This is a genomic window from Acinetobacter cumulans (genome assembly GCF_003024525.3).
GTDB lineage: Bacteria > Pseudomonadota > Gammaproteobacteria > Pseudomonadales > Moraxellaceae > Acinetobacter > Acinetobacter cumulans.
Genome location: NZ_CP035934.2, coordinates 1,574,299 through 1,593,640, shown reverse-complemented (window position 1 = coordinate 1,593,640; position 19,342 = coordinate 1,574,299). Strand labels below are relative to the sequence as shown.

Below are 19,342 nucleotides of genomic sequence, written 5' to 3'. Positions count from 1 at the left end.
GTATTCAGGAGGGTTTTATTTTTCAATTTTTCGATTGATCACGTAAAATCGTTTGCCATTTTTACAATCTACAAATGATGCAATTTGCTCTGGAAGGTTGCTTTTACTTTCAGAATATCCAACATACATGACTTCATCGCACTCGCTTAGTTTTGCAACAATGATTGCAGCATCATGATCATGCTCTTGAATAGCCTTAAGCCCATCATCACCAACTTTCTTGTGAAGTTTTGGATATAAATCCTTGGTGTATTCAGTTACTGCATGTTTGTTGATTTTAGGCATCATGGGTCCCTTATTAAAACTATTGATTAAAAAAAGCACCCTAGGGTGCTTTGTTCTTTAGTTACATTTTGAAGGCCAGAGGCCATCCATTATCTGAGGTGTAAAAATAGAATCCTTCGCATCAGATTCAATGATCACTGTTTTATCCTCAGGGAAGTAAATGTAGCGTGCGAAGCCTGTATAGCCACCCATTCTATTTTTAGCATTCACTTCACCACAATTACCTTTTTGATTTCTAAACTTTGCAGAATCAGAATCTAGTAAGCCGTCTTTAACCTTTTGCGCTGCAACTTCTATCTGTGCTTTTTGCTTATCCTGTTCAGCTTTTTGAGTAGCTTGATTTTCTTTAATGCGCGCCAATTCATTTTTAGCTTTTAGTTCGGCCGCGGTTTCCTTGGCTTTTACGGCCTCGGCCTCCTCAGCCTCTAGCTTCTGCTGATGTGCCACCTCAGCTTGCTTTAAGCGTTCCGCGTCAGCTTTATTACTTTGGCTTGCAAAAAATAAAAAACCACCAAGAATTAAAACGGCAGCCACAGCTAATACTTTTAAATTCACAATCCAACCCTCAGCGCGAAGTCTTAATATGCGTTACTTTGCCGTTCTCAATGGTAATCGTATAGGTTTTATTGCCGTCTACATAGCTAACTTCACGCACTGAGGTTTCTTTGCCATTCACGTTCTTGGTGTAGTCATAAGTCGATACTGGTTGACCCAATTTACCAACGATCTGGCCGTAGGTATCACCAACGCGAACGCGCTCACCATTAACACTAGCATTGGTTAAATTGGCATTTGCAAATGAAAATGCAGTCATCAAAACTGCAGCAACAAGTAATTTTTTCACTATATTCCCCAGTGTTTTAAGTATTTACTGGATATTAGCGTGATCAATTAGACATCACAATGTGAAAATCACTGATCTTTCTCAAGGCTCTTAATAAAAGCATCAAACTTCTTGTTTATTGCGTTCTGAGCTCGGGTTGCAATCGCCAGATTGCGCATCTTTAGTCGCTCAGCTTTTTGGGCTGCTTTAAGGTAATAGCTGAATGAACCATAACTCATTTGCATAATGTTTTCAGGCTGATGACCGTTTGATACTAACACCTGAAACACATCAAACCAGCTACTCTTTTTACGCGGATCTACATCATCCCGGTGTTTTGGTTTTGGCTCAGAGAAGAATGCATCATTCACTTTAATCACGGCATCCAGCAATTGGGTAATAAGCTGCTCATCACTCTTAAATAACTCAATGACCTGCTCAATGCTGTATTTCAAGGAATGGGCTATCAATTGAGTTGATTCAAATGCTTGTGCCTCAAAGAGTTTGCTTGTGGTTTCATCTGGATGGTTATTCAAATAGTCTTTAATGACCTCCGCTGCACACGACCACTCATCAAAGTTATGCATCTGCAGCTGGCGCACCGATAACTCACCAACTTTGATAGGTCGATTTGAGGCTATAAAAAAATCATTCATGATGAAATCTCAAAAAAACAGGCACAAAAAAAGATGCTTATCGCATCCCATTAAGCGCCTGTGTGTGTTTATGCCGCTTTAGGAATCTGCGTGTAATAGCCGTATAAGCCAAGCGCACCATCTTTGTCTTTTGATAGGTCGCCTAAGGCATCGCCACTGATTTCGTATGAGCCAAATTCTTCATGAATTAAACCAAAGCTTGAATCTGGTGACTTCACTGTACGATGCAGGGCCAAGAACACTTTTTCCTTGCTGATTTTATCGATGCCTTCAAAGAACAATGCATATTCTTTGCCGAAGTCGGATGCAATCGTGGTGTGTGTAACTGCACCAGTCTTATAGCCAATTACAACCTTTGGCAGATCTTCAAAAAACTCGATAGTGCCGTAGACCGCATCCAGCTTGTATTTTGCTGATTCAATAGCAACCGCTGGCGACTCACCATCTGTAACTGTTGGTGCACTGATATTAAAACCATCCAGCTTGATCTTTTGGCCTTTAGTGACAGCACCTAAATCTAAATCTGCTACGGTTTTCGTATCCACTGCTACATTTTTACCAGACAGAATGTACGCTAAGTTGTCAGGATCAAGCTGCTCAAGAGTGCCGCTGAATGAAACCGCAGTAGTGTTGTATAGCACTAGATCAGTCGTGTCATCGCCTGACATGGATTCTGTATGTTCAATTTTTTCCGCAGTGATTTCTAGCGTGAAGTCAGGAATATTTCCTAGCTCGCGCATAGCACCAACCACACCCTCAACAATCGGAGCAAGAGAGAACTTGCCGCGTAATGAAATATACTTCTTAGCCATTTACAGGCACCTCTTTAGTTTTTAGCTTAACTTCCGCTTTGGTTTCGGGTTTGATCACTTCGATCGCACCATCTTCTAAAAGCTGCTTAATTTTTTCTGGTGGCAGAGCGCCAATAATCTGCCCTTTCTGCCATGAGCCAATCGGCTTTAAGGCCTTGTATTGCGTTTTCATATAGTTCCTTAATCGGGTTCTGTTTGAATAAATAACTCAGACTCTAAAACTACCGTTGAGTAAACACAGCTTTTAGAAATGTCTTCCTCTGTGTTTACATAAATTAGAGGTTCAGCACTCGATTCAGGTTCCCAGCCACTCAATTTTTTGATGATCTTAATAGTCAAGTCACCAGCCATATCGAATGCTTTAGACCCATCCGTCACTTGTGATGCGGCATGCTTACAGCAAGCAGTAACCTCCCAAACCACTTTTAACTTAAGTGCGTCACTTTTACTTACTGCGCCCGCGCTTTTAGTACGGCGAAAATTGACCTGAATATTCGGAGTAATTTGTGACAGCTCATTCGTCACACCTAGATTTTTAGGGGTATAGATTTTCTTTACACCCCACTCATCCATGAATTGCTCTAGGCGCGCTACTATTTCATCTCGTACCGCATATAGATTTTCATCACTCATCTAGCACAACGTCCTCAACAATGTTTAAAAGATCCTGCTCGTCACCCGACGTTAAACCCAGCCAAGCACGCGCAGGCATTTTCACGGTATAAGCACCAACGGTCACGTCTTGTGCAAAGTTAGATCGCGTTTGACGAACAAAACGATTACCAACAACACCGGTCTTTTGGTTCTGTCGGAAGTAAACCGTGCTTTGACGGGCCTCATGCTTGATTTCACCGCCAAAGTGATGAATTGCGCCATACTCAACATCTGTGCCAACTTCAAAACCATTGGCGATTGTGTTGTATGTAATGGAGTTTAATAATCGAGATGTATCACGAAGTGTTGTACCACCTTGACGCATTACCCTGACAGATAGCGGCCATTTACCATACAAGCCTTCTCCGCGAGCCCAGCGGTCACGGATGTTTTCCACCAAAGAGGCACCCATGCGCTCATAAAGCCTCGACTGACGCTCTTCAACATCAGCATAAAAACTTAGAGCTTTAGAGAGCACTGAGTCACCATCGGCACGAATTTCAATAAATGCGCCCGGCATGCATCACCTCACTTAATGCTAGGCATCATATTTAAGACATCATCACCAAATACGCCGCCGCGGTATGTTGTACCAATTGGCATTGTGGCTGGTGATCTTGCTGGCTTTTCTTCAGTGACTTCATTTTGAAGATTAAGGATGTTCAATGTTGCCTTACCATCAGCAACCCGTTTCAAGAAATCAATTTCTGCCTTGTAGCGATTTTCAACTTCTTCCGTCGGCTGCTGAAAGTAAAGCCGGTAGCGCGCAATATTGCACGCTATCCGTTTCAATGTACTTGGCGTATTTGGTAGAGGCAAAACGTAACGAACAGCGATATAACTGTCTATTTCCTCCGATGCATCCTGCAGCGCTTCTTCAATCGAATTCGCTACAGTCTGCATTGATTCCAGCCCTTGAATTTCCTCTTCCCCGAAACGCGCTTCTAAGTCATTCCGAGTCGCGTACATAGATCACCTATTTATCGGCAGTAGTTGCTTTCTTGGCTTCAGCGGTTGCTTTTTTAAGATTAGCCTCAGATGTAGCTAGTGATTTTTCCAAGGCGCCAACCTTCGCCTTCAGCTCAGCAACTTCTTTATCAGCCTGCTCTTTTCCAGCAATGAGGATCACTTCATTCGCCTTCAGCTCTGCCACTTCGGCTGTTAGGCTTGCTAACTCTACAGCTGTGTTATCAGCTTTAGGTTCCTGAAGCTCTTGATATTCTTCAATAGCGCCAGATGCTAAAAGGGCCTGAAGTTGTTTAGCTTCAAGCCCTGTGATTTCTTGCCCTGGTCGAAAGTGACCGAGTGATTGTTTTACAATGTACTTTGGCATGCTTTATTCCTTATACAAAGCCACGACCGCCAACAAGGCCGTTCTTGTTGTTAGGGATGGCTAGCGGTGATGACTCAGCTAGCATTTGAATGCTGGATGGATTCTTTTCTTGCCACTGGCTCAAGTAAAATTCTAAAGCCTGACCAAATGCTTCTACATTTTGAATTGCACAGTGTGCGATCCAGCCATTTGCATCCGAGATCAAACCAAAGAAGTCTTCAGGGATAAAGCGTTCAGGTGTTGCACCACCGATACTGTGCTGAACATCGTATGTCCAGATTTCAATATTATCGACGGTACCACGGAACTGAGGTTTATCCATCTGATCAAAGGTTGGTGTTAAAGGAACGCTAATACCTGCATACGGCGCAATGAACTTTTCCTTAAACTCTGCATCTTTAATCAAGGTGTTATAGACCTTCGAGGTCGTCAAAGCCATCATTGGAGACGTACCTGAATGCTCTACAGACAAATCAATCATCGCTTGGATGTCTTTAACTGGTGTGGCACCAGTTTGGCCCCATTTAATCAATGGTGCGAAATTACAAGCTGGATTACGTTCATAGTTCACTTCATACATTGGGAAGTCAGCAGAAGCGAATGTTGTTTTGCCATAAAGAAGCACATCACGAGCAATCAGCAACTTTCGATTTTCAATAGACTGGCGCAGATATAGAGCCTTTTGCGCTTGGTCAATCAGCAATAGATCCGCATCGCTTAAACGGTTTGAGCCCGTTGCAATCACACCAAATTTACGTAACTGCGTAATCAATGCAGTATTTTGAACATCGCTTGGGAATACCGTCATCATTGGCTTTAAATAAGCTGGCTTAACAAATTTTACGTTACCAGACTCACCCACTTTAATTTGACGACCCGCAGCCGTTGGCGTTACGAATGGAGCCAATGGAGTTGCTGTATTTAATTCACCTACTGGCACTTCTTTTTTCGTATACGACACACGTTGCGGAAAGAATCGATCCATCAACCAAGTATCAACCTTTTGAGTGGTATCTGTTAACAGTACTAACTGCGGAACATCCAGCAGTTCAACTGGTGCATTTTGAAATGTAAATTGTTGACTCATTTATTAATTCCCCACGACTTTACGAAGTTCGATTTTGTTGACCAATGCCTGTGCACGAACCGCATCATATTGACCAGCTGTTAATGCGGTACCTTTTACCGTTACTACGGCAATATCAAATGCACCTTGTACATAAATTGGCATTTCTAGACCATTGGCTGCATGGTAAGTTGCTTGTTCTGCAGTCATATCGGTATTCGCAATTGCATTCCAATCACCCACCACGCCTTCAGTGATTACAGGATGGTCTGCTAAGTTGCCAGTACTAACCTTTAGCAAATCACCGCGCTTGTATGCTGTGGCCGTTTTTACTTTGGCATTTTCCGTGCGAACACCATCACCAACCACAAGTTGTGTAGTAGTGATTGTTTGAGTAATTGTGCCCATTATTGTTTTGCTCCTTGTTGAGCTGCAGCAAATTGGTTAAAAGCTTGGTCCAGTGCTGAACCTTGATTACCACCTTGCACTTGTTGCCCACCTTGACCACCTGTAGCTTGATGGCTAAACAAATGCGCAAATTGCTGTGGAATCTGCTGTTGTTGTGGTTGTGTCGCTGGTGGAGTACTACCCGCAGAGAATTGTTTTAATTGCTGGGACATAAATGCAAATGAACCATCGTCCATATTTGTATATGACGTTTTTTCTTCAGCACTGAATTGTTTATTCAAAGACGTTTCAAGGGCTTTGATATCTTCTTCACGCTTATCAGCTTTGAACTTTTTAAGTTCCGTTTGTGCTGCGTCACGCTCTTTTTCAGCCTGTACGCGGGCTGCTTTTTCTTGCTCTAATTCGGTCACGTCTGTGTCCTCTGGTTGATTAAAGTTTTTTGGTGTGTGGCTTGCGGCAACGGCGTTTGTATTGTCATCTGCACCTAAAGCACAAAAGGACACTTCGCGGATGCGTCCGCCGCGGAATACTGTAATTGGTCCTTGATGAACTTTTCCGTTTACGGATACAGATGCGCCTGCTTGAATTTCTTCGATAGCTGTAGGCTCAATCCGAACAGACATTTGCCACGGAAAACCATCATCCGAGTCTTGAGCAACCTGAGCACCAAACTCATTGCTCATTAAGTCACCAGAAACAGTTAATCCCGTTTGATGGTTAATTGAATGTGTATTGATTGCCCCTGCTCGCTGACTTGATCGATGTTCAAGTAACGCGGGAATGCGGCCTTTTAATTGCATTGAGTCCAAATCAAAAATAATTCGATCCCAATACCAATGATCAGTGATTGGCTCCCCGCTGTAAGCAACACCGGAGAAGGTGCGTTTTTTCTTACCCTCTTCAGCATTATCAACACTCAGTTGCCCGAGCTGGAAACAATACTGATTAGGCTTTTCAGCTTCTGGCATTTTGATGCTCCATAAAAAAACCGCCCTTTCGGACGGTCTCTAGTTAGTTTCAAATTAATTCACCAATGCTTTAAGTGTGTAAATCATCTTGCCATTCAGTGCCTCAATTGAAATCACTTCAAATGACAAACCAATTGGCATCAATACACCATCACCCGCATTCAGCTTTTCAAGATCAATCCCTAGACCTTTTGCATTCTCAATCTGAATCATGATGTTTGACTGGCCAGCCAATAACATGGGCGCATCCAGAGTCACTACTTTACCCACTTCAAGCGAAGCTGCATAAGCCAGTGTAGAAGACCCTGCAATCACTTCTGCAGTGCTGGCTGATACGGCGTGAATCTTTGCCATATCGTCTTTTACCCAGCGTTTAAGTACATCTTCTGCCAAACTAATGGAGGGCTGTTTTAGGTAGCTACTAAGCGCACCATCATTGCCCTGTACATAATCCAAGAAAGTTTTAATCGCGCTTGGCCTAATGGTTGGATCCAGCGGAATAACTGTACTGGCCACCACATCGAATAGATCACGGCTAGAGTCAGTCATCGGTGCTAAAAGACCAGTCAGCTTTTTGGATGCAGTCCATTCAGCTCTAATGACTTCCTTTTGCTCCAAGAGATATTCCTTATCTAAGGATGAAGCACTGATCTTTTTATCTACCAGCTCTTCCAGATCACCAAATTGTAAAGGATGAGAACTCCAGTCCAATGCCTCTGCAACCTCTGGCAACTTATCATCAGGTGTGATGCCGTATTTAAGCGCCTGTGCCTCTGTAAGCGCGATAACAGTACAGCGACAACGAAAGCCCAGCGGTGGGTAATGCGTCAGCCAAAATGGATGATCAATCGGCAATACAATGCGATTCAATGCCAAATGTGCAGGACGTACGCGGCTATCATTGATAGCTGAGTACATCAGATAAGGGCGTTTGTCTTTATTCCTTTGCTGTTGTTGCCAACGGCCATGACCATAAGCACTTTGGATATTCGTACGAAATACATTGTCCAGATAATGCTTGGGTAAAATGATTTCAGATTCAGCTATAAGCTTCTGGAAATCGTTAAATGTCCCACCATTAGCCAAAGTCTTATTCAGCGACTTAATCACAGTCTCAACTTGCTCTAGACTAGATAAAAAGCTAACCGTGGTCGCCATCTGCCGAGTCTTTAAGTCCATCGAGTAGAACTCATCAGGTAGCACAATCTTTTTGTCATGCGCGTACTGCAGCGCCTCAAGGAACGTGACTGGTTGCATCTATTTCCCCTTAGCAGCTGTTGCATACCCCAACACATCCGCCGCATATAAAGCCTGATCTAGCTGAGCATTGAATTGCGACTGTGTTGCATCGGGTATTAATCGAGTCAAATTAAATAGCAAGGCCTCTGGCGTATCAGACTCAGCTGCTAATTGCTTAATCTGCTCATTGGTCAATAACTGCAGCTCACCTTGGCCATCTGTCAGCTCTTCAACTTCTTGCTGTTCAGGCGATTGGTTTTGTACTGATGCTTTAAAGCTAAATGCAGGTTTAGGTAATGCAGAAAAAGTTTGCTGAACAGGCTCCGTAGCGGTCTTAAGATCACCTTCCTGTAGGCCATATTCACGCATGAAATATGCGTCTGAGAAGTTTGCACCGGCATTTTTCAATCGTGTATCGCGTTCAGCCTGCTCTGTATTCAGCACCTTAGATTCTTCACCCAATACGATTGTATGTTTAGCCCAATTGTTTAACTCGCATAGTGCGTTAACTACTGCTTGCAATGTTGGGGTGACCAATCGCATATCTGATTTGAGTTTGTCCGCACGGACATTCTCATGGACTTGGCCAAGCGCATAACTGCCTTTTCCATCCGTTCCGCTGGTGAGCGTTTGCCCGAGTACTAATTTTTGAATCTGCTGTGCCAAGGTTTTATTAAATGTCTCAAAAGCACCGTTGGCTGAACCAGAGCCTTGAGTAGATAGAACCTGTACATCATCTTCTACATCAATAGACAAAACACTTTGTGCATGAGCGTTCAGAAGTGCCTCATTCATATCTGCAGTTTCAGTATCTTTGCATTTACCTAAAAGAATAGGCGTACCAAAACGCTCTAGAAACTTTGCCCAAAATTTAAAGCCGTTCTGTTTAAAGAAGAACAACCAATAAAGTGTGGCCAGCAACGCTTTACCATAAGGTTGTTCATAAGTAGCCTTACGGCGCGTCAGGAAAAACTTAAAGATCTGGTCAACAACATGTTCCTGGCTAGATCCTTCTTTACGCAAAATAAGCCGTCCATCGTTCTTAGGCTCAAACCATTGCATTGGCTTTTCACCAATCCATTGGAGTCCAATATATCCTTCGGGCTTAAGCTCATATATCGCTTCTTGTACTGAGTAGCCAAAAAACAATGCATTTAACGCTCCTGCAGAAATCTCAAAGTACCACTCATCAAGCTGTTGCTTTAAATGCTGAGCTTCTGGCGTGTCACTAGGCTCGATTCGATACGGCGTACCTAAAAGCGCATCAATACGTGTTTCAACAGCTTGAGCAATTTCATCGTCGTCTAGCAATACTCGCAGTTTATGACGTGTGATACCTGCTTTACGTAGCACCTCATCATTGTCCGGCTGTCGTCCAAAATGAGAAAAGAAATTTGAGACAGCTTCTTGAGTATATAAACCACCTTTAGACAAAGCCTTCTTTGACGCTTTGTCTTTTTTAGACTTTGCCATGTGTTTTCCTATTGATATGTGCGACTACCAGCACCTGCAGGTTTTTTACCCACCCGTGCCTCATTCAATTCATTAAAGCCATCACTACAACCATCCACTTGGTCATCATGTTTGCCATTTGGAAAGTTGCGTAACTCATCAATCAGCGCCTTATTCCAATCACCTCGTAGCATTTTCACGTTCCCAATGTTGACTTGCGCTGCAAAAGGCTGAGCACGTGTAATTTTGTCACCTGAGACTGTCTCGGCCTTCACATTGAAACCTGAAAGCTTGGTAATGAAGTTTTTGGCTTGAGATTTACCAGCCTGACCAGGATCTTGAGGTAACCGAATCATTACTGATTTTCCATCCATCTGGGCTGTTTGCTTAATTGTATTTTCGACACCATCAGGTCCCCATCGACCTCGTACCATATCCACGATGTAAATGATGTTTTCTTTGGTCTTGAGCATTCGTGGACCAGCAGTCCAGTCACCTTCATTTTCTGAGGCAGCTAAATCCCAAGCACGCACCTCTTTCAGATATTCCGCAGGTAATGCATCAACAATTTCAATTCTGTCGGGCTTAAAAAAACCGCCTGCTGGCGGTGATGGTAATTGGCGATACTGTCCTGAGAAAACATACGGCGCAGCATCCTCCATAACCTTCAAACGCTCAATTGAATGCTTTGCTGGCCAAAGTGCTGTGCCGTCATCTTGAATAGCTGGCAAGCATAAATGCTCCCATTCTTCACCATTACCACCAGCAAGTAACCACCCTGCTAAATCTTCTTCATGCAAGCGCTGCATAATTACAATGATTGGTGTATCTGGTGAGTTGGTCCGAGACTCAAGCGTATTCTGAAACCACTCAATTACATTGCCACGAATTGTGTCTGAACTCGCTTCACTGGCTTTGTGAGGATCATCAATGATAATAGCCCCGCCAAACTCCTTTCGGATCTTGCCAGCGCCAAAACCCGTAATGGTACCGCCTGTACCTTGGGCATAACACACTCCACCAGCTAACGTGCGCCAATCATCTTTAGCCTTACTGTCATCGCGCAGCTGAAAATCAGGAAACACGCGCTTATATGCAGTTTCTTGTACCAAGTTTCGGGTCTGAAATGCATTGTTAGCTGCTAATGTGGCTGAGTAGCTGATATGAATAAATTCACAATCAGGTACCTTGCCAAAACACCACGCCATGAAATTAATCACTGCTAATTCAGTCTTGGAATAACGTGGAGGAATGTTGATGATTAATCGCTTAGTCTCACCACGGAACACCTTCATTAAGGCATCACAAACCACTCGATGGTGCCAGTTATGCATCCATTTGTACTTACGGCGCTCTTTGAACATGTATCGAGAAAAGAAATACAAGTCCTCTTGAGCCTCAATGCGAATTGCAAGTTCACGTGCTGGGTCAGTAATCATTTAAGGCCTGCTCCCTTGCAGTAAGGTAGCTTTCGGTTGAAACATTCTGGTTTATGGTTTCGATTGGTTTGCCGTCTTTACCTGTGATTTCAATCTTCTTCTCATAATAGCCTTTGACAATCTTCTGAATCTGATCTGAAAGTTTGATTGCATCACGGGTATTGCCTTGCTTTTTAATAAATAAAGCACTTAAAACCCTAAGCTGAACAATGTCGTTTGCAGCCTCAATGTTATAGATCGGTTGCTCGATGTATTTTTTACGCGCCTCATGAAACATATCAACGAATTCTTGCGATAAATCAGCACCAGCCACTTTGGTTGGGTCATAGCATTCAACCTGTTGGCGAGATACATCTATCTTGTAGTTTTCCTTGACAGCCTCTGCTACTTGGGATGGCTCCATAAACTGCGCAAGTGACCGAACTATAAAGGCTTTCTCATGTTTTTTTAGTCTTGCCATTTCTCTCCATCCGTCAAGGTACGTCAAGGAAAGTGGGCAAAAAAATTAACCTATTACACAGGTCCCACAACATGCCGCCATACTTGTTTCTGAAACGAACGGCGCCTGCTTCGCAATCTCAACCAGTCGCTTAACATTTTCATCAGCTCCCCAGCGTTTAGTTTCACCAAAGAACACTTCAACGTCATGGCCAGCTAAATAATGCTTAGGTAGACCAGTGTTATCGCTATACATAGGTTCGCCATCTTCGTCACGCTCTACACCGATGTGATAAAGCTCATGTTCAATGAGTCTGCAGAAATCTCTGTCAGTTGCTTGTTCACAGTACGCAGCATCAATTGTTATGAGATATACAGGTACGGCGCCGAACCAGTCGCGCATTTGTTGTTCTTGGCGAGCTTTCTTCCATCCACCTTGGTTAAACATCACTTTTTCGCATTGGCCCAACACCATTCGCTTTTTAGCCATACATGCAGATGAAGCCCAAGCAAATGCCAAAAAGTTTTCATCATCATGAAGCAGTTCAGCAATGTGGTCATGATCAGGATTATGAAGTTCACCACCAATGGTCAGCCAATTTGCTAAAACCCATTCTTTTAAATCTGGTGCAGGTGCCAGAAGAATTGCTTCTTGCTCTTCTGCTCGATCAATCAGATCTGTCGGCGGGAATGGTCTGATCTGTTCCATCTTCTAATCTCTCTAACTGACTCTGAATCCAGCGAATTGCATAGCCTGACTCAATTTGATGTGGCTCAAGACGTTCAATTCTATATCCCATGTCTTCAGCCAAATCATATTTAGTAAATGCGTTTGCTATCTTTTTCCCACCGCGACCTACAGCCCAAGGACTACCAGCTATCTCTATAAGAAGCCTGAGCTTTACGATATAAAAATCGAATCGCCAGTTTTTGGTATGTTCAAATTGAAATTTACGCTCATAGCCAATCAAGTGTTCTTCTAATTCTTGAAATAATGTTTCTTCTGCTTCTAGGTATTTTTCTTTGGCTTTAGGTAATGGTCTAGTACGAGGTTTCTTTTTAGGAGGAACCTTTTGGGTTAGGGTTTTATATGCATTAAGTTCCATATTTCACCCATTAAAAAACCACCCGAAGGTGGTTTCTTGAATTACATTACAAACTAAGATAATTTAAAAATCTTTCCAGTTTTATTGCTATAAAAATGGAAATCAAAACTAGGCTTAATCATTTCATCATCTATATTTATGGATCTAATACATTCGCCAAAACTTTTCGGTTTATCATTCGATCTTTCGCACATAGCGTCAACTGTATATGTAGCGCCATATTGATCAACTACATTTACTAGAACTTTTTCTAATGGAATATTCATAAATTAATTATCAATCGCGATGATTTCACTTGCTTGAAAGCCACGTTGACTTTTCGACACTGAAAATTGTACTCGCTGACCTTCGATTAATGTTTTAAAACCGTTTGACATAAAGAGATGGATCCGTAAATTTGAACAACTCCTATAAGTGATATTCTGCTCCTCAAATGATGTTATAAACATCAATATATGGAGTATTTTATGGCACGTAGACCAAGAAGAAATCATTCAAATGATTTTAAAGCTAAGGTAGCACTTGCTGCGATTAAAGCAGAAAAAACACTTGCTGAATTGAGTGCTGAGTTTGATGTTCATCAAAACCAAATTATTGACTGGAAAAATCAATTGATCTCAGCTTCCTCGCAAGCTTTCGATCAATCAAAAGCTCCAACAGAACCACCCATCGATCTAAAAAAACTACATGCAAAAATCGGTGAGCAGGCATTAGAAATTGATTTTTTAGAAGGTGTGTTGAAGAAACTGGGCCGCTTCAACCACAAAAGTTAATCGACGACTCACTTCAGATTTCAGTATCTAAGCAAGCTAAGCTGCTGAAAGTCTCCCGTGGTTGTTATTACTATCGCCCAAAACCTGTGAGTGCATCAGATCTGAAGCTGATGCGATGTATTGATGAATTACATATGCAATATCCTTTTGCAGGCAGTCGTATGATGCGTGATTTGTTGAATCGTCAAGGACATCATATAGGACGACGTCATACACGTACTTTAATGAAGAAAATGGGTATTCAGGCGTTATATTGCAAACCAAATTTAAGCCAGGCTAATCAAGCTCACCGTAAATATCCATATCTGCTCAAAGGATTGGCTATTCAGCGCAGTAATCAAGTGTGGTCTACGGATATAACGTATATCCCTATGGCAAAAGGCTTTGTTTATTTATGTGCTGTGATTGATTGGCATAGCCGCAAGGTACTTGCGCATAGAGTATCGATTAGTATGGAGGTGGATTTTTGTATTTCGGCTTTAAATGAAGCGATTGAAAAATATGGTCGACCTGAAATATTTAATACAGACCAAGGCAGCCAGTTTACCAGTGATGCATTTATTGATGTATTGAAATCAAATGGCATTCAAATCAGTATGGATGGTAAAGGTCGATGGGTAGATAATGTGATGGTTGAACGATTATGGCGGAGCGTTAAATATGAAGAGGTGTATCTCAAAGCTTATAGCAGTGTCACAGATGCGAAAAAGCAATTAAGTGCATATTTTGAGTTTTATAATTTGAAACGACCTCATTCGAGTCTAGACAAAATGACACCAAATGAGTTTTACTATGATCAGCTACCCCAACAAAACAAGGTGGCTTAACTAGAGCGGAATATCACTTATAAATACGCTTTTAGTTGTTCAAACAAGTGGGACCACCTCTTAATTTGAGAATAATGAGCAAAAACCTCATTACCATTATCACCTGAAATGAAGCCAAAGCCTTTTGCATCATTGAACCACTTAACAGTGCCAGTAGTTAGATTAGACATATATTTTTCCTTATAAGTTTTTTTTTGATAGAGGGAAATTCGTAATACTCTAAGTTTAATTAAACAAAAAATAAATAAAAATTTTTACCCTACAATTATTTGAATAATGTTGGATATTTAAGAATACAATTTATAAAGCTTATTCAATTCAGTATAAAAAGACTTGCCATCTAAGTTCAGTTCAATTTTTTTCCCTGACTCCAGTTCGACTTGTTTTGCAACTTCAACCCAAGTATGACCATTCTTTGTACTTTGGGCTTTAGTTAGTGGAATAATATTTACTTTAATGACATTGCCATTAGTCGCTGAGGCTGTAGTCCAGCCATTTTTAATGTTCATTTAATTACTCATATGATGAGCTTTTGTAAACAAGAAAGTATTTAAAGATAAAACCAATTATAAGGTTGGAGATAATTCACTTAAAAAAGTATTTAAACTTATGATATTTACAGTAGCTGTGAAATTTAAAAAGATATAAAACAAATCAGTATCTTGAAAGTGTAATTTAAGGGAAACCCACGAATAGCTGCAGGCTCCCCTTGATCGGCATGATGCGAATTCATGCTATGCGTTAACTGTTTGAATTTGATGCTTGAACATCAGAATGGAGGGAATACGCAATTCCGTTAACAACTCAAACACTACCGTTCCGCTTACGGATTCGATCAAACCCAATATAACAGATCTTAGCTCTATAACCTATTTATATCTCACTTTAATATTTAAATAATAAAATATTCTGATTTTTTAGCGTATAAGAGCATTAAAGTTAAATTAATACGATGAAATTAAATAATCATAAAAAAACCTAGAAAGCATGAAGCAATCTAGGTTATAAACTTTAAATTTTTTATTGGTAGCGGGAGCTGGATTTGAACCAACGACCTTCGGGTTATGAGCCCGACGAGCTACCAGACTGCTCCATCCCGCATCAATGTGTTAGCTTTATACGCTTTAATCCAGCATATAGCAAACTTTATTTTAAAATAAAAATATTTAAAGGATATCTAGGGTAAATAATTAAATATGACTATTATTTGGCTCTGTCACGAATGCTGGATGTAAATCTCTATATTTTTGTAATCTGCCTTTTTCATTCTCTAGAAACAATTTAGGCTCTTCAGACCATAATGATTTTCTTGTATCAAGGCCAGAATGGTTTAAAGCCCAATCCGAAATATTTCCATATATAAATGTATTGTCTGCAAAAATAAATTTAGCTTTTCCACCCCCTGTTGCTAGATAAACTTTATACGTAGGAAGTGACCCAAAAATGCTAAATTGAGTGTATTTATATTTATAAGATTCTGACATGAAAACAATTACCTAAAAACTGCTCCATACTTTAACATTATAAAATTTAAAAAACTAAAAATTTACGACCTCATTAAATTATCTATCGAATTCGTAAATAATTTTTATTTCAAAAAAACCTGCTTATCTCTCCCAAAATAAGCAGGTCAATGTTCGCTGATATTTTTTAATATTGCTAATATTTATTTATTGGCACCGACTATACATATCCAATGTTTCAGAAATATTAATAAAAAGAAAAAACAACTTAAATATTAGAAACACTACATCAAGTAATACAAAATTTATAAAAGCTATTTAATTTTTTTAACCTTAAAACAGTTTCGACAAATTTCAAGATCACCATCTTTACAATGATGAATTTCAGTCGCGTCATGAAAACCTAAAAGACATTTTAGAAGCTGAAACATACCCCCCCTTTTTTTAAAAAAAGCCCACACGGGGAAAGGTTGTGTGGGCAGGAACTAAGGACACCCGATAAGGTGCTGAAACTACAGCTAGTTTCGATTGATTATTTTCCATACATTACACAAATTTACATTAGCATAATGTGACAAACTAAAGCCCTATAGTGAGAATAATTGACAGAAAACAAAAAACATTCCTAATATTTAACTTCAAGCTGATAATCGTCCTGAGTGACCTTAATTTTAATATTTTTATACTTTCGCTTATTTGGGTCCATTGCTGACCCCGCAACTTCTTTGAAAAAATCCCGATCATTCATCAGCTCACCATAAGCCTTGAAACCGATCAATATCTTTTCAGGTTTTTCATTCTTATTTGCAAGGTCTTTCAGAATATCGTCTAGGTTTTTTACTGTTGGCAGTGGCATACGACTCAATCCAAATTTTAAAATTATAATTATTCCCCATCAGTATGAAGCTAAAGTGTCAGTGACGCATCACAGGCAAAAAACACCAGTGCTTAAAGGGGCTGTATCGCAAAACGCCCAGCAGCTGCCATAAATTAAAAAAGCCCCACTTTGCTGTGAGACTTCCCCTTAATTTTTTGCGCTGATTAAGGATTGTTGTTATTTGTTTTTATTAAATAACAGTTGTATATTAATGCATTAATTTTACTTAAGTCAATTTTTTAATAAAAAATGTGAATATAATCACAAAATATAAAGTCGTGGATTTTCTTGTCCTTTGTCTGTCATGGGTACCACCAATAAGAAAAGAAAAACCCCTCAACATCTAGAATGCGAGGGGCTTTGTTTGCCGTAATATGTTCGGCGAATTATTTAGGTAACTTCAGATCCACATCAGGAATGATAACGCTTGGTCTGAAATCAACTTTGTACTGGTAGGTACTAACACCCTTACTATTCAACTGCTCAGAAAAATAAGTAACATTGTCAGAAATACCTAGTGAATGCTTTTTGAATTCCGTATCACTGGTCTTACAGGTCACATCAACCTTCCGTTCGCTCACAGCTTCAAAAGCACACTTGCCTTCAATAGTAAGAACATAATCACCAGTAACGCCATTATAAAAAACAATTCGTCGATCCAACTGAAAGTTATCAGCTGCATATGATAGATTTCGTGAAGCAACTTGAGCATCACGAGAACAACCCGCCATTGCCATTGCACACATTAGACCAACTGCTAAAATTTTAGTTTTCATTGTTAGCTCACTTTTTTTAGACAACAAAAAAGAGCACTCACGCACTCTCACATTTCACAAAAAAACCGCACTAACTTTAGTTAATGCGGCTTCTTATTCTTACCAAACTTAAATAACGCTATTCGATTTCTTTCCAGAAAGTGACATATAGCTTGAATTCCGACTTTATGAGAAATGCACTGATTAAAAATGCAACCCCACTCACCAGAAACATTACATCAATATTCAATAACCCCACCAATTCAAGGATAACTCCAAGAATACATAACGCATAAAAAATAACTACGCCTAAATTTTCTTTCATTTGCTTCACCAGGAGAAAATTTGCTTTCTGCAAATTTGAACCGGCATTTTTACATCAAAAATCACATAAATGGAATAGACCGAGAAGTCTATACGGTAAATATACTTTTTAGCTATCTGATTTGCATTTCCCACACTTCCGGCATTCAGCCTGATTAAAAATATCAGACTCATAATCGTAGTGATGAAAGCAGAATAGCCGTTTTAAAAATTGGAGCATGTGGATCTCCTTTGATTTTAAAGACGGGATGAATACGGCAGGACTTGAACCTGCGCGAGTGGTGTCTAAGCTGTTCTCCACCCATACGACTGCTATCTCGTATTAGGAAGCCGCTCTAACCAACTGAGCTACGCTATTCATCCCTCTTTAGAATCTGGGTGGCGGCATTAATTTAAAAACCACTAGAAATTAATAGGAACCGCCATAGGCGCCCTGATATTGCTTACACAAAAAACATTTCTCAGGGCATTAAAAAGGGCGTGGCAAATTACCACACCCTTGCCTTAGATTACGATATTAATAAAGGTTTTCTATTAACGAGCTAAATGGTTTTCAATATTTGCAATTGCTTCCGATTCAAACACATCTTCGAGCTCAACTTTCTCTTCAAATTGCTTGGAATATGCATCATATTCACGTTGTGCAATTAGGCCATCCAAAATAAACTCAACCCCAAGAATCAATTCTTCATTATTTAGATTATTTAGTTTCGCTTTAACCCTATCATAAGCATTCTGAATGTATTCTTCTTTGAAGCTCTTGGAGTCAAAATTTTCTTGCACTTTTAAATTAGATTTAATTTCGTTTTTTACTAAATCTTTATAAGAAATTAAATCATCGTGTCCAGTATTCTTACCCTTGTTTTCTTCACGCACTTCATAATCTAGAATGTCAATTTTCGATTTTGCAGAATAAAGAAACTTAGCTATAGCTGACGCAATTGATTCAATTTTTACATTCACACCCACATCTTTCATGATTTCTTCTTGTACTTGTGGAGTAACACTAAATTGTTTAAAAACATCATTTAGATCTGAAACTAATTTTTCGTTATCGGTATTCATAAATAATCCGCTATCTATCAAAATTTTTTGTAGATTTAAATTAAAATTATTTCAAATAAATAGCAACAAAAAAGCCCACCATTAGTGAGCTTTGATATCGGTGTAAGTCATAACAACTTGCCACCATACACTAAATTTATACAAACATGGCTGCCAAGTCAATTACTTAGTGCCTCTATTTTTCCATCTAAATAAGCTAAGCCTTTTTCAACTTCTGCACGAACTTTAGCTCGACTACATCCGTGTGCATTTGCAATCGTCTGATCAGACCAATCATTTTCAAACTTTAAAATTAAGAACCAAGCTCGTTCAGCCAAATATTCTCTTTTATCACTATGCATCTTCGCCAGCAGCTGGCTCACTTGTACTGCTTCAGCATCACTTATTTCACAAGGCATTGAGACCTTGCTTGCTCTAATTCTTGTTGTGTCATTCTTATCAATCAGAATTACCAGCGGATTTGCTGAAACAACCGATTTTGCAGACCGAACCCATATCCCATATTGCTCAAGCCACTGGTGGGCTGAACGCTTTGACCAATCCATTACTTCAATTTTCGCTGCTGCATTCATCCCTAGT

Annotated in this window: 29 protein-coding genes, 2 tRNA genes and 1 pseudogene; 1 reads left to right on the top strand and 31 read right to left on the bottom strand. The window is 40.2% G+C overall.

Annotated elements, in window-relative coordinates; translation table 11 throughout:
- Nucleotides 1–15: 15 nt before the first annotated feature.
- The 21 genes from C9E88_RS07610 to C9E88_RS17790 form a co-directional block, all read right to left on the bottom strand.
- Nucleotides 16–285: a hypothetical protein gene (locus C9E88_RS07610; RefSeq protein ID WP_106985241.1), complete on the bottom strand. Its 270-nt coding sequence runs from the start codon at nt 283–285 to the stop codon at nt 16–18.
- A 57-nt stretch (nt 286–342) separates the two neighbouring features.
- Nucleotides 343–840: a hypothetical protein gene (locus C9E88_RS07605; RefSeq protein ID WP_106985242.1), complete on the bottom strand. Its 498-nt coding sequence runs from the start codon at nt 838–840 to the stop codon at nt 343–345.
- A 10-nt stretch (nt 841–850) separates the two neighbouring features.
- Nucleotides 851–1,129, bottom strand: coding sequence for a DUF2845 domain-containing protein (locus tag C9E88_RS07600; RefSeq protein WP_106985243.1), 279 nt, complete (start codon nt 1,127–1,129; stop codon nt 851–853).
- 68 nt (nt 1,130–1,197) lie between these two features.
- A complete protein-coding gene (locus C9E88_RS07595) occupies nt 1,198–1,764 on the bottom strand; it encodes a hypothetical protein (protein WP_106985244.1) in 567 nt (188 codons plus the stop codon).
- Nucleotides 1,765–1,832: 68 nt separating this feature from the next.
- A complete protein-coding gene (locus C9E88_RS07590) occupies nt 1,833–2,576 on the bottom strand; it encodes a phage tail tube protein (RefSeq protein WP_106985245.1) in 744 nt (247 codons plus the stop codon).
- Nucleotides 2,569–2,748 carry a hypothetical protein gene (locus C9E88_RS07585; RefSeq protein ID WP_106985246.1) on the bottom strand — a complete coding sequence of 60 codons (180 nt, stop codon included), beginning with the start codon at nt 2,746–2,748 and terminating at the stop codon, nt 2,569–2,571. The genes C9E88_RS07590 and C9E88_RS07585 overlap by 8 nt, the downstream gene beginning before the upstream one ends.
- 8 nt (nt 2,749–2,756) lie before the next feature.
- Nucleotides 2,757–3,209, bottom strand: coding sequence for a phage tail terminator protein (locus C9E88_RS07580; RefSeq protein ID WP_106985247.1), 453 nt, complete (start codon nt 3,207–3,209; stop codon nt 2,757–2,759).
- The gene (locus C9E88_RS07575) at nt 3,202–3,750 is read right to left on the bottom strand and encodes a phage virion morphogenesis family protein (protein ID WP_106985248.1); all 549 of its coding nucleotides are present in this window, start codon (nt 3,748–3,750) and stop codon (nt 3,202–3,204) included. The genes C9E88_RS07580 and C9E88_RS07575 overlap by 8 nt, the downstream gene beginning before the upstream one ends.
- Before the next feature lie 8 nt (nt 3,751–3,758).
- The gene (locus tag C9E88_RS07570; RefSeq protein ID WP_106985249.1) at nt 3,759–4,199 is read right to left on the bottom strand and encodes a gp436 family protein; all 441 of its coding nucleotides are present in this window, start codon (nt 4,197–4,199) and stop codon (nt 3,759–3,761) included.
- 7 nt (nt 4,200–4,206) lie between these two features.
- On the bottom strand, nt 4,207–4,563 hold the full coding sequence (locus C9E88_RS07565; RefSeq protein ID WP_106985250.1) for a hypothetical protein: 357 nt from the start codon (nt 4,561–4,563) through the stop codon (nt 4,207–4,209).
- Between the two features lie 10 nt (nt 4,564–4,573).
- The gene (locus C9E88_RS07560; RefSeq protein WP_106985251.1) at nt 4,574–5,650 is read right to left on the bottom strand and encodes a major capsid protein; all 1,077 of its coding nucleotides are present in this window, start codon (nt 5,648–5,650) and stop codon (nt 4,574–4,576) included.
- Between the two features lie 3 nt (nt 5,651–5,653).
- Nucleotides 5,654–6,037, bottom strand: coding sequence for a hypothetical protein (locus C9E88_RS07555; RefSeq protein ID WP_106985252.1), 384 nt, complete (start codon nt 6,035–6,037; stop codon nt 5,654–5,656).
- Nucleotides 6,037–7,005, bottom strand: coding sequence for a hypothetical protein (locus tag C9E88_RS07550; protein WP_106985253.1), 969 nt, complete (start codon nt 7,003–7,005; stop codon nt 6,037–6,039). Before C9E88_RS07550 ends, C9E88_RS07555 begins: the two co-directional genes overlap by 1 nt.
- A gap of 54 nt (nt 7,006–7,059) precedes the next feature.
- Entirely contained in the window at nt 7,060–8,262 is a 1,203-nt protein-coding gene (locus C9E88_RS07545; protein WP_106985254.1) for a phage head morphogenesis protein, read from the bottom strand.
- Nucleotides 8,263–9,717 carry a phage portal protein family protein gene (locus C9E88_RS07540; RefSeq protein WP_106985255.1) on the bottom strand — a complete coding sequence of 485 codons (1,455 nt, stop codon included), beginning with the start codon at nt 9,715–9,717 and terminating at the stop codon, nt 8,263–8,265.
- An 8-nt stretch (nt 9,718–9,725) separates the two neighbouring features.
- Entirely contained in the window at nt 9,726–11,135 is a 1,410-nt protein-coding gene (terL, locus tag C9E88_RS07535; RefSeq protein ID WP_106985256.1) for a phage terminase large subunit, read from the bottom strand.
- Nucleotides 11,125–11,595, bottom strand: coding sequence for a DUF2280 domain-containing protein (locus tag C9E88_RS07530; protein WP_106985257.1), 471 nt, complete (start codon nt 11,593–11,595; stop codon nt 11,125–11,127). Before C9E88_RS07530 ends, terL begins: the two co-directional genes overlap by 11 nt.
- A 45-nt stretch (nt 11,596–11,640) precedes the next feature.
- Nucleotides 11,641–12,282, bottom strand: a complete 642-nt coding sequence (locus tag C9E88_RS07525; RefSeq protein WP_106985258.1) for a putative metallopeptidase — start codon at nt 12,280–12,282, stop codon at nt 11,641–11,643.
- Complete coding sequence (locus C9E88_RS07520; RefSeq protein WP_106985259.1) at nt 12,242–12,679, bottom strand: hypothetical protein; 438 nt, start codon at nt 12,677–12,679, stop codon at nt 12,242–12,244. The genes C9E88_RS07525 and C9E88_RS07520 overlap by 41 nt, the downstream gene beginning before the upstream one ends.
- Nucleotides 12,680–12,732: 53 nt before the next feature.
- On the bottom strand, nt 12,733–12,945 hold the full coding sequence (locus C9E88_RS17535; RefSeq protein ID WP_106985260.1) for a hypothetical protein: 213 nt from the start codon (nt 12,943–12,945) through the stop codon (nt 12,733–12,735).
- 3 nt (nt 12,946–12,948) lie between these two features.
- A complete protein-coding gene (locus C9E88_RS17790; protein ID WP_264766852.1) occupies nt 12,949–13,056 on the bottom strand; it encodes a cold shock domain-containing protein in 108 nt (35 codons plus the stop codon).
- Nucleotides 13,057–13,146: 90 nt separating this feature from the next.
- On the opposite strand from C9E88_RS17790, the gene C9E88_RS07510 reads away from it, so the two are divergent.
- Nucleotides 13,147–14,279 (top strand): IS3-like element ISAba14 family transposase gene (locus tag C9E88_RS07510; RefSeq protein ID WP_223155595.1). Its coding sequence is split into 2 segments (ribosomal slippage): nt 13,147–13,399 and nt 13,399–14,279, totalling 1,134 coding nucleotides; the frame shifts between segments, so codons are not numbered across the junction.
- A 59-nt stretch (nt 14,280–14,338) separates the two neighbouring features.
- On the opposite strand, the pseudogene C9E88_RS07505 reads toward C9E88_RS07510, so the two are convergent.
- The 10 genes and pseudogenes from C9E88_RS07505 to C9E88_RS07460 form a co-directional block, all read right to left on the bottom strand.
- Nucleotides 14,339–14,449, bottom strand: a pseudogene (locus tag C9E88_RS07505) (cold-shock protein); the annotation flags it as partial.
- Nucleotides 14,450–14,566: 117 nt separating this feature from the next.
- On the bottom strand, nt 14,567–14,788 hold the full coding sequence (locus tag C9E88_RS07500; RefSeq protein WP_106986617.1) for a transposase: 222 nt from the start codon (nt 14,786–14,788) through the stop codon (nt 14,567–14,569).
- A 515-nt stretch (nt 14,789–15,303) separates the two neighbouring features.
- Nucleotides 15,304–15,380 (bottom strand) — tRNA-Met (locus tag C9E88_RS07495).
- 89 nt (nt 15,381–15,469) lie between these two features.
- Nucleotides 15,470–15,763: a hypothetical protein gene (locus tag C9E88_RS07490; RefSeq protein WP_106986616.1), complete on the bottom strand. Its 294-nt coding sequence runs from the start codon at nt 15,761–15,763 to the stop codon at nt 15,470–15,472.
- Nucleotides 15,764–16,367: 604 nt separating this feature from the next.
- Nucleotides 16,368–16,598 (bottom strand): hypothetical protein, encoded by a 231-nt coding sequence (locus C9E88_RS07485; RefSeq protein WP_106986615.1) that lies wholly within the window; start codon nt 16,596–16,598, stop codon nt 16,368–16,370.
- Nucleotides 16,599–17,005: 407 nt separating this feature from the next.
- Complete coding sequence (locus C9E88_RS07480) at nt 17,006–17,395, bottom strand: beta-sandwich lipoprotein (RefSeq protein WP_106986614.1); 390 nt, start codon at nt 17,393–17,395, stop codon at nt 17,006–17,008.
- A gap of 118 nt (nt 17,396–17,513) precedes the next feature.
- On the bottom strand, nt 17,514–17,699 hold the full coding sequence (locus C9E88_RS07475) for a hypothetical protein (protein WP_106986618.1): 186 nt from the start codon (nt 17,697–17,699) through the stop codon (nt 17,514–17,516).
- A gap of 248 nt (nt 17,700–17,947) precedes the next feature.
- Nucleotides 17,948–18,057 (bottom strand) — tRNA-OTHER (locus C9E88_RS07470).
- Nucleotides 18,058–18,232: 175 nt separating this feature from the next.
- Entirely contained in the window at nt 18,233–18,763 is a 531-nt protein-coding gene (locus C9E88_RS07465; RefSeq protein ID WP_106986613.1) for a hypothetical protein, read from the bottom strand.
- Between the two features lie 158 nt (nt 18,764–18,921).
- Entirely contained in the window at nt 18,922–19,335 is a 414-nt protein-coding gene (locus tag C9E88_RS07460; RefSeq protein WP_106986612.1) for an antiterminator Q family protein, read from the bottom strand.
- Nucleotides 19,336–19,342 lie beyond the last annotated feature (7 nt).

Coding starts and splice junctions, on each gene's coding strand:
- C9E88_RS07580 (WP_106985247.1), bottom strand. CDS start 3,209: ATGAGTGATGAAAATCTATATGCGGTACGAGATGAAATAGTAGCGCGC.
- C9E88_RS07550 (WP_106985253.1), bottom strand. CDS start 7,005: ATGCCAGAAGCTGAAAAGCCTAATCAGTATTGTTTCCAGCTCGGGCAA.
- C9E88_RS17790 (WP_264766852.1), bottom strand. CDS start 13,056: ATGTCAAACGGTTTTAAAACATTAATCGAAGGTCAGCGAGTACAATTT.
- C9E88_RS07570 (WP_106985249.1), bottom strand. CDS start 4,199: ATGTACGCGACTCGGAATGACTTAGAAGCGCGTTTCGGGGAAGAGGAA.
- C9E88_RS07565 (WP_106985250.1), bottom strand. CDS start 4,563: ATGCCAAAGTACATTGTAAAACAATCACTCGGTCACTTTCGACCAGGG.
- C9E88_RS07525 (WP_106985258.1), bottom strand. CDS start 12,282: ATGGAACAGATCAGACCATTCCCGCCGACAGATCTGATTGATCGAGCA.
- C9E88_RS07485 (WP_106986615.1), bottom strand. CDS start 16,598: ATGCCACTGCCAACAGTAAAAAACCTAGACGATATTCTGAAAGACCTT.
- C9E88_RS07590 (WP_106985245.1), bottom strand. CDS start 2,576: ATGGCTAAGAAGTATATTTCATTACGCGGCAAGTTCTCTCTTGCTCCG.
- C9E88_RS17535 (WP_106985260.1), bottom strand. CDS start 12,945: ATGAATATTCCATTAGAAAAAGTTCTAGTAAATGTAGTTGATCAATAT.
- C9E88_RS07520 (WP_106985259.1), bottom strand. CDS start 12,679: ATGGAACTTAATGCATATAAAACCCTAACCCAAAAGGTTCCTCCTAAA.
- C9E88_RS07500 (WP_106986617.1), bottom strand. CDS start 14,788: ATGAACATTAAAAATGGCTGGACTACAGCCTCAGCGACTAATGGCAAT.
- C9E88_RS07595 (WP_106985244.1), bottom strand. CDS start 1,764: ATGAATGATTTTTTTATAGCCTCAAATCGACCTATCAAAGTTGGTGAG.
- C9E88_RS07575 (WP_106985248.1), bottom strand. CDS start 3,750: ATGCCGGGCGCATTTATTGAAATTCGTGCCGATGGTGACTCAGTGCTC.
- terL (WP_106985256.1), bottom strand. CDS start 11,135: ATGATTACTGACCCAGCACGTGAACTTGCAATTCGCATTGAGGCTCAA.
- C9E88_RS07610 (WP_106985241.1), bottom strand. CDS start 285: ATGCCTAAAATCAACAAACATGCAGTAACTGAATACACCAAGGATTTA.
- C9E88_RS07465 (WP_106986613.1), bottom strand. CDS start 18,763: ATGAATACCGATAACGAAAAATTAGTTTCAGATCTAAATGATGTTTTT.
- C9E88_RS07530 (WP_106985257.1), bottom strand. CDS start 11,595: ATGGCAAGACTAAAAAAACATGAGAAAGCCTTTATAGTTCGGTCACTT.
- C9E88_RS07555 (WP_106985252.1), bottom strand. CDS start 6,037: ATGGGCACAATTACTCAAACAATCACTACTACACAACTTGTGGTTGGT.
- C9E88_RS07460 (WP_106986612.1), bottom strand. CDS start 19,335: ATGAATGCAGCAGCGAAAATTGAAGTAATGGATTGGTCAAAGCGTTCA.
- C9E88_RS07560 (WP_106985251.1), bottom strand. CDS start 5,650: ATGAGTCAACAATTTACATTTCAAAATGCACCAGTTGAACTGCTGGAT.
- C9E88_RS07545 (WP_106985254.1), bottom strand. CDS start 8,262: ATGCAACCAGTCACGTTCCTTGAGGCGCTGCAGTACGCGCATGACAAA.
- C9E88_RS07585 (WP_106985246.1), bottom strand. CDS start 2,748: ATGAAAACGCAATACAAGGCCTTAAAGCCGATTGGCTCATGGCAGAAA.
- C9E88_RS07490 (WP_106986616.1), bottom strand. CDS start 15,763: ATGTCAGAATCTTATAAATATAAATACACTCAATTTAGCATTTTTGGG.
- C9E88_RS07540 (WP_106985255.1), bottom strand. CDS start 9,717: ATGGCAAAGTCTAAAAAAGACAAAGCGTCAAAGAAGGCTTTGTCTAAA.
- C9E88_RS07480 (WP_106986614.1), bottom strand. CDS start 17,395: ATGAAAACTAAAATTTTAGCAGTTGGTCTAATGTGTGCAATGGCAATG.
- C9E88_RS07475 (WP_106986618.1), bottom strand. CDS start 17,699: ATGAAAGAAAATTTAGGCGTAGTTATTTTTTATGCGTTATGTATTCTT.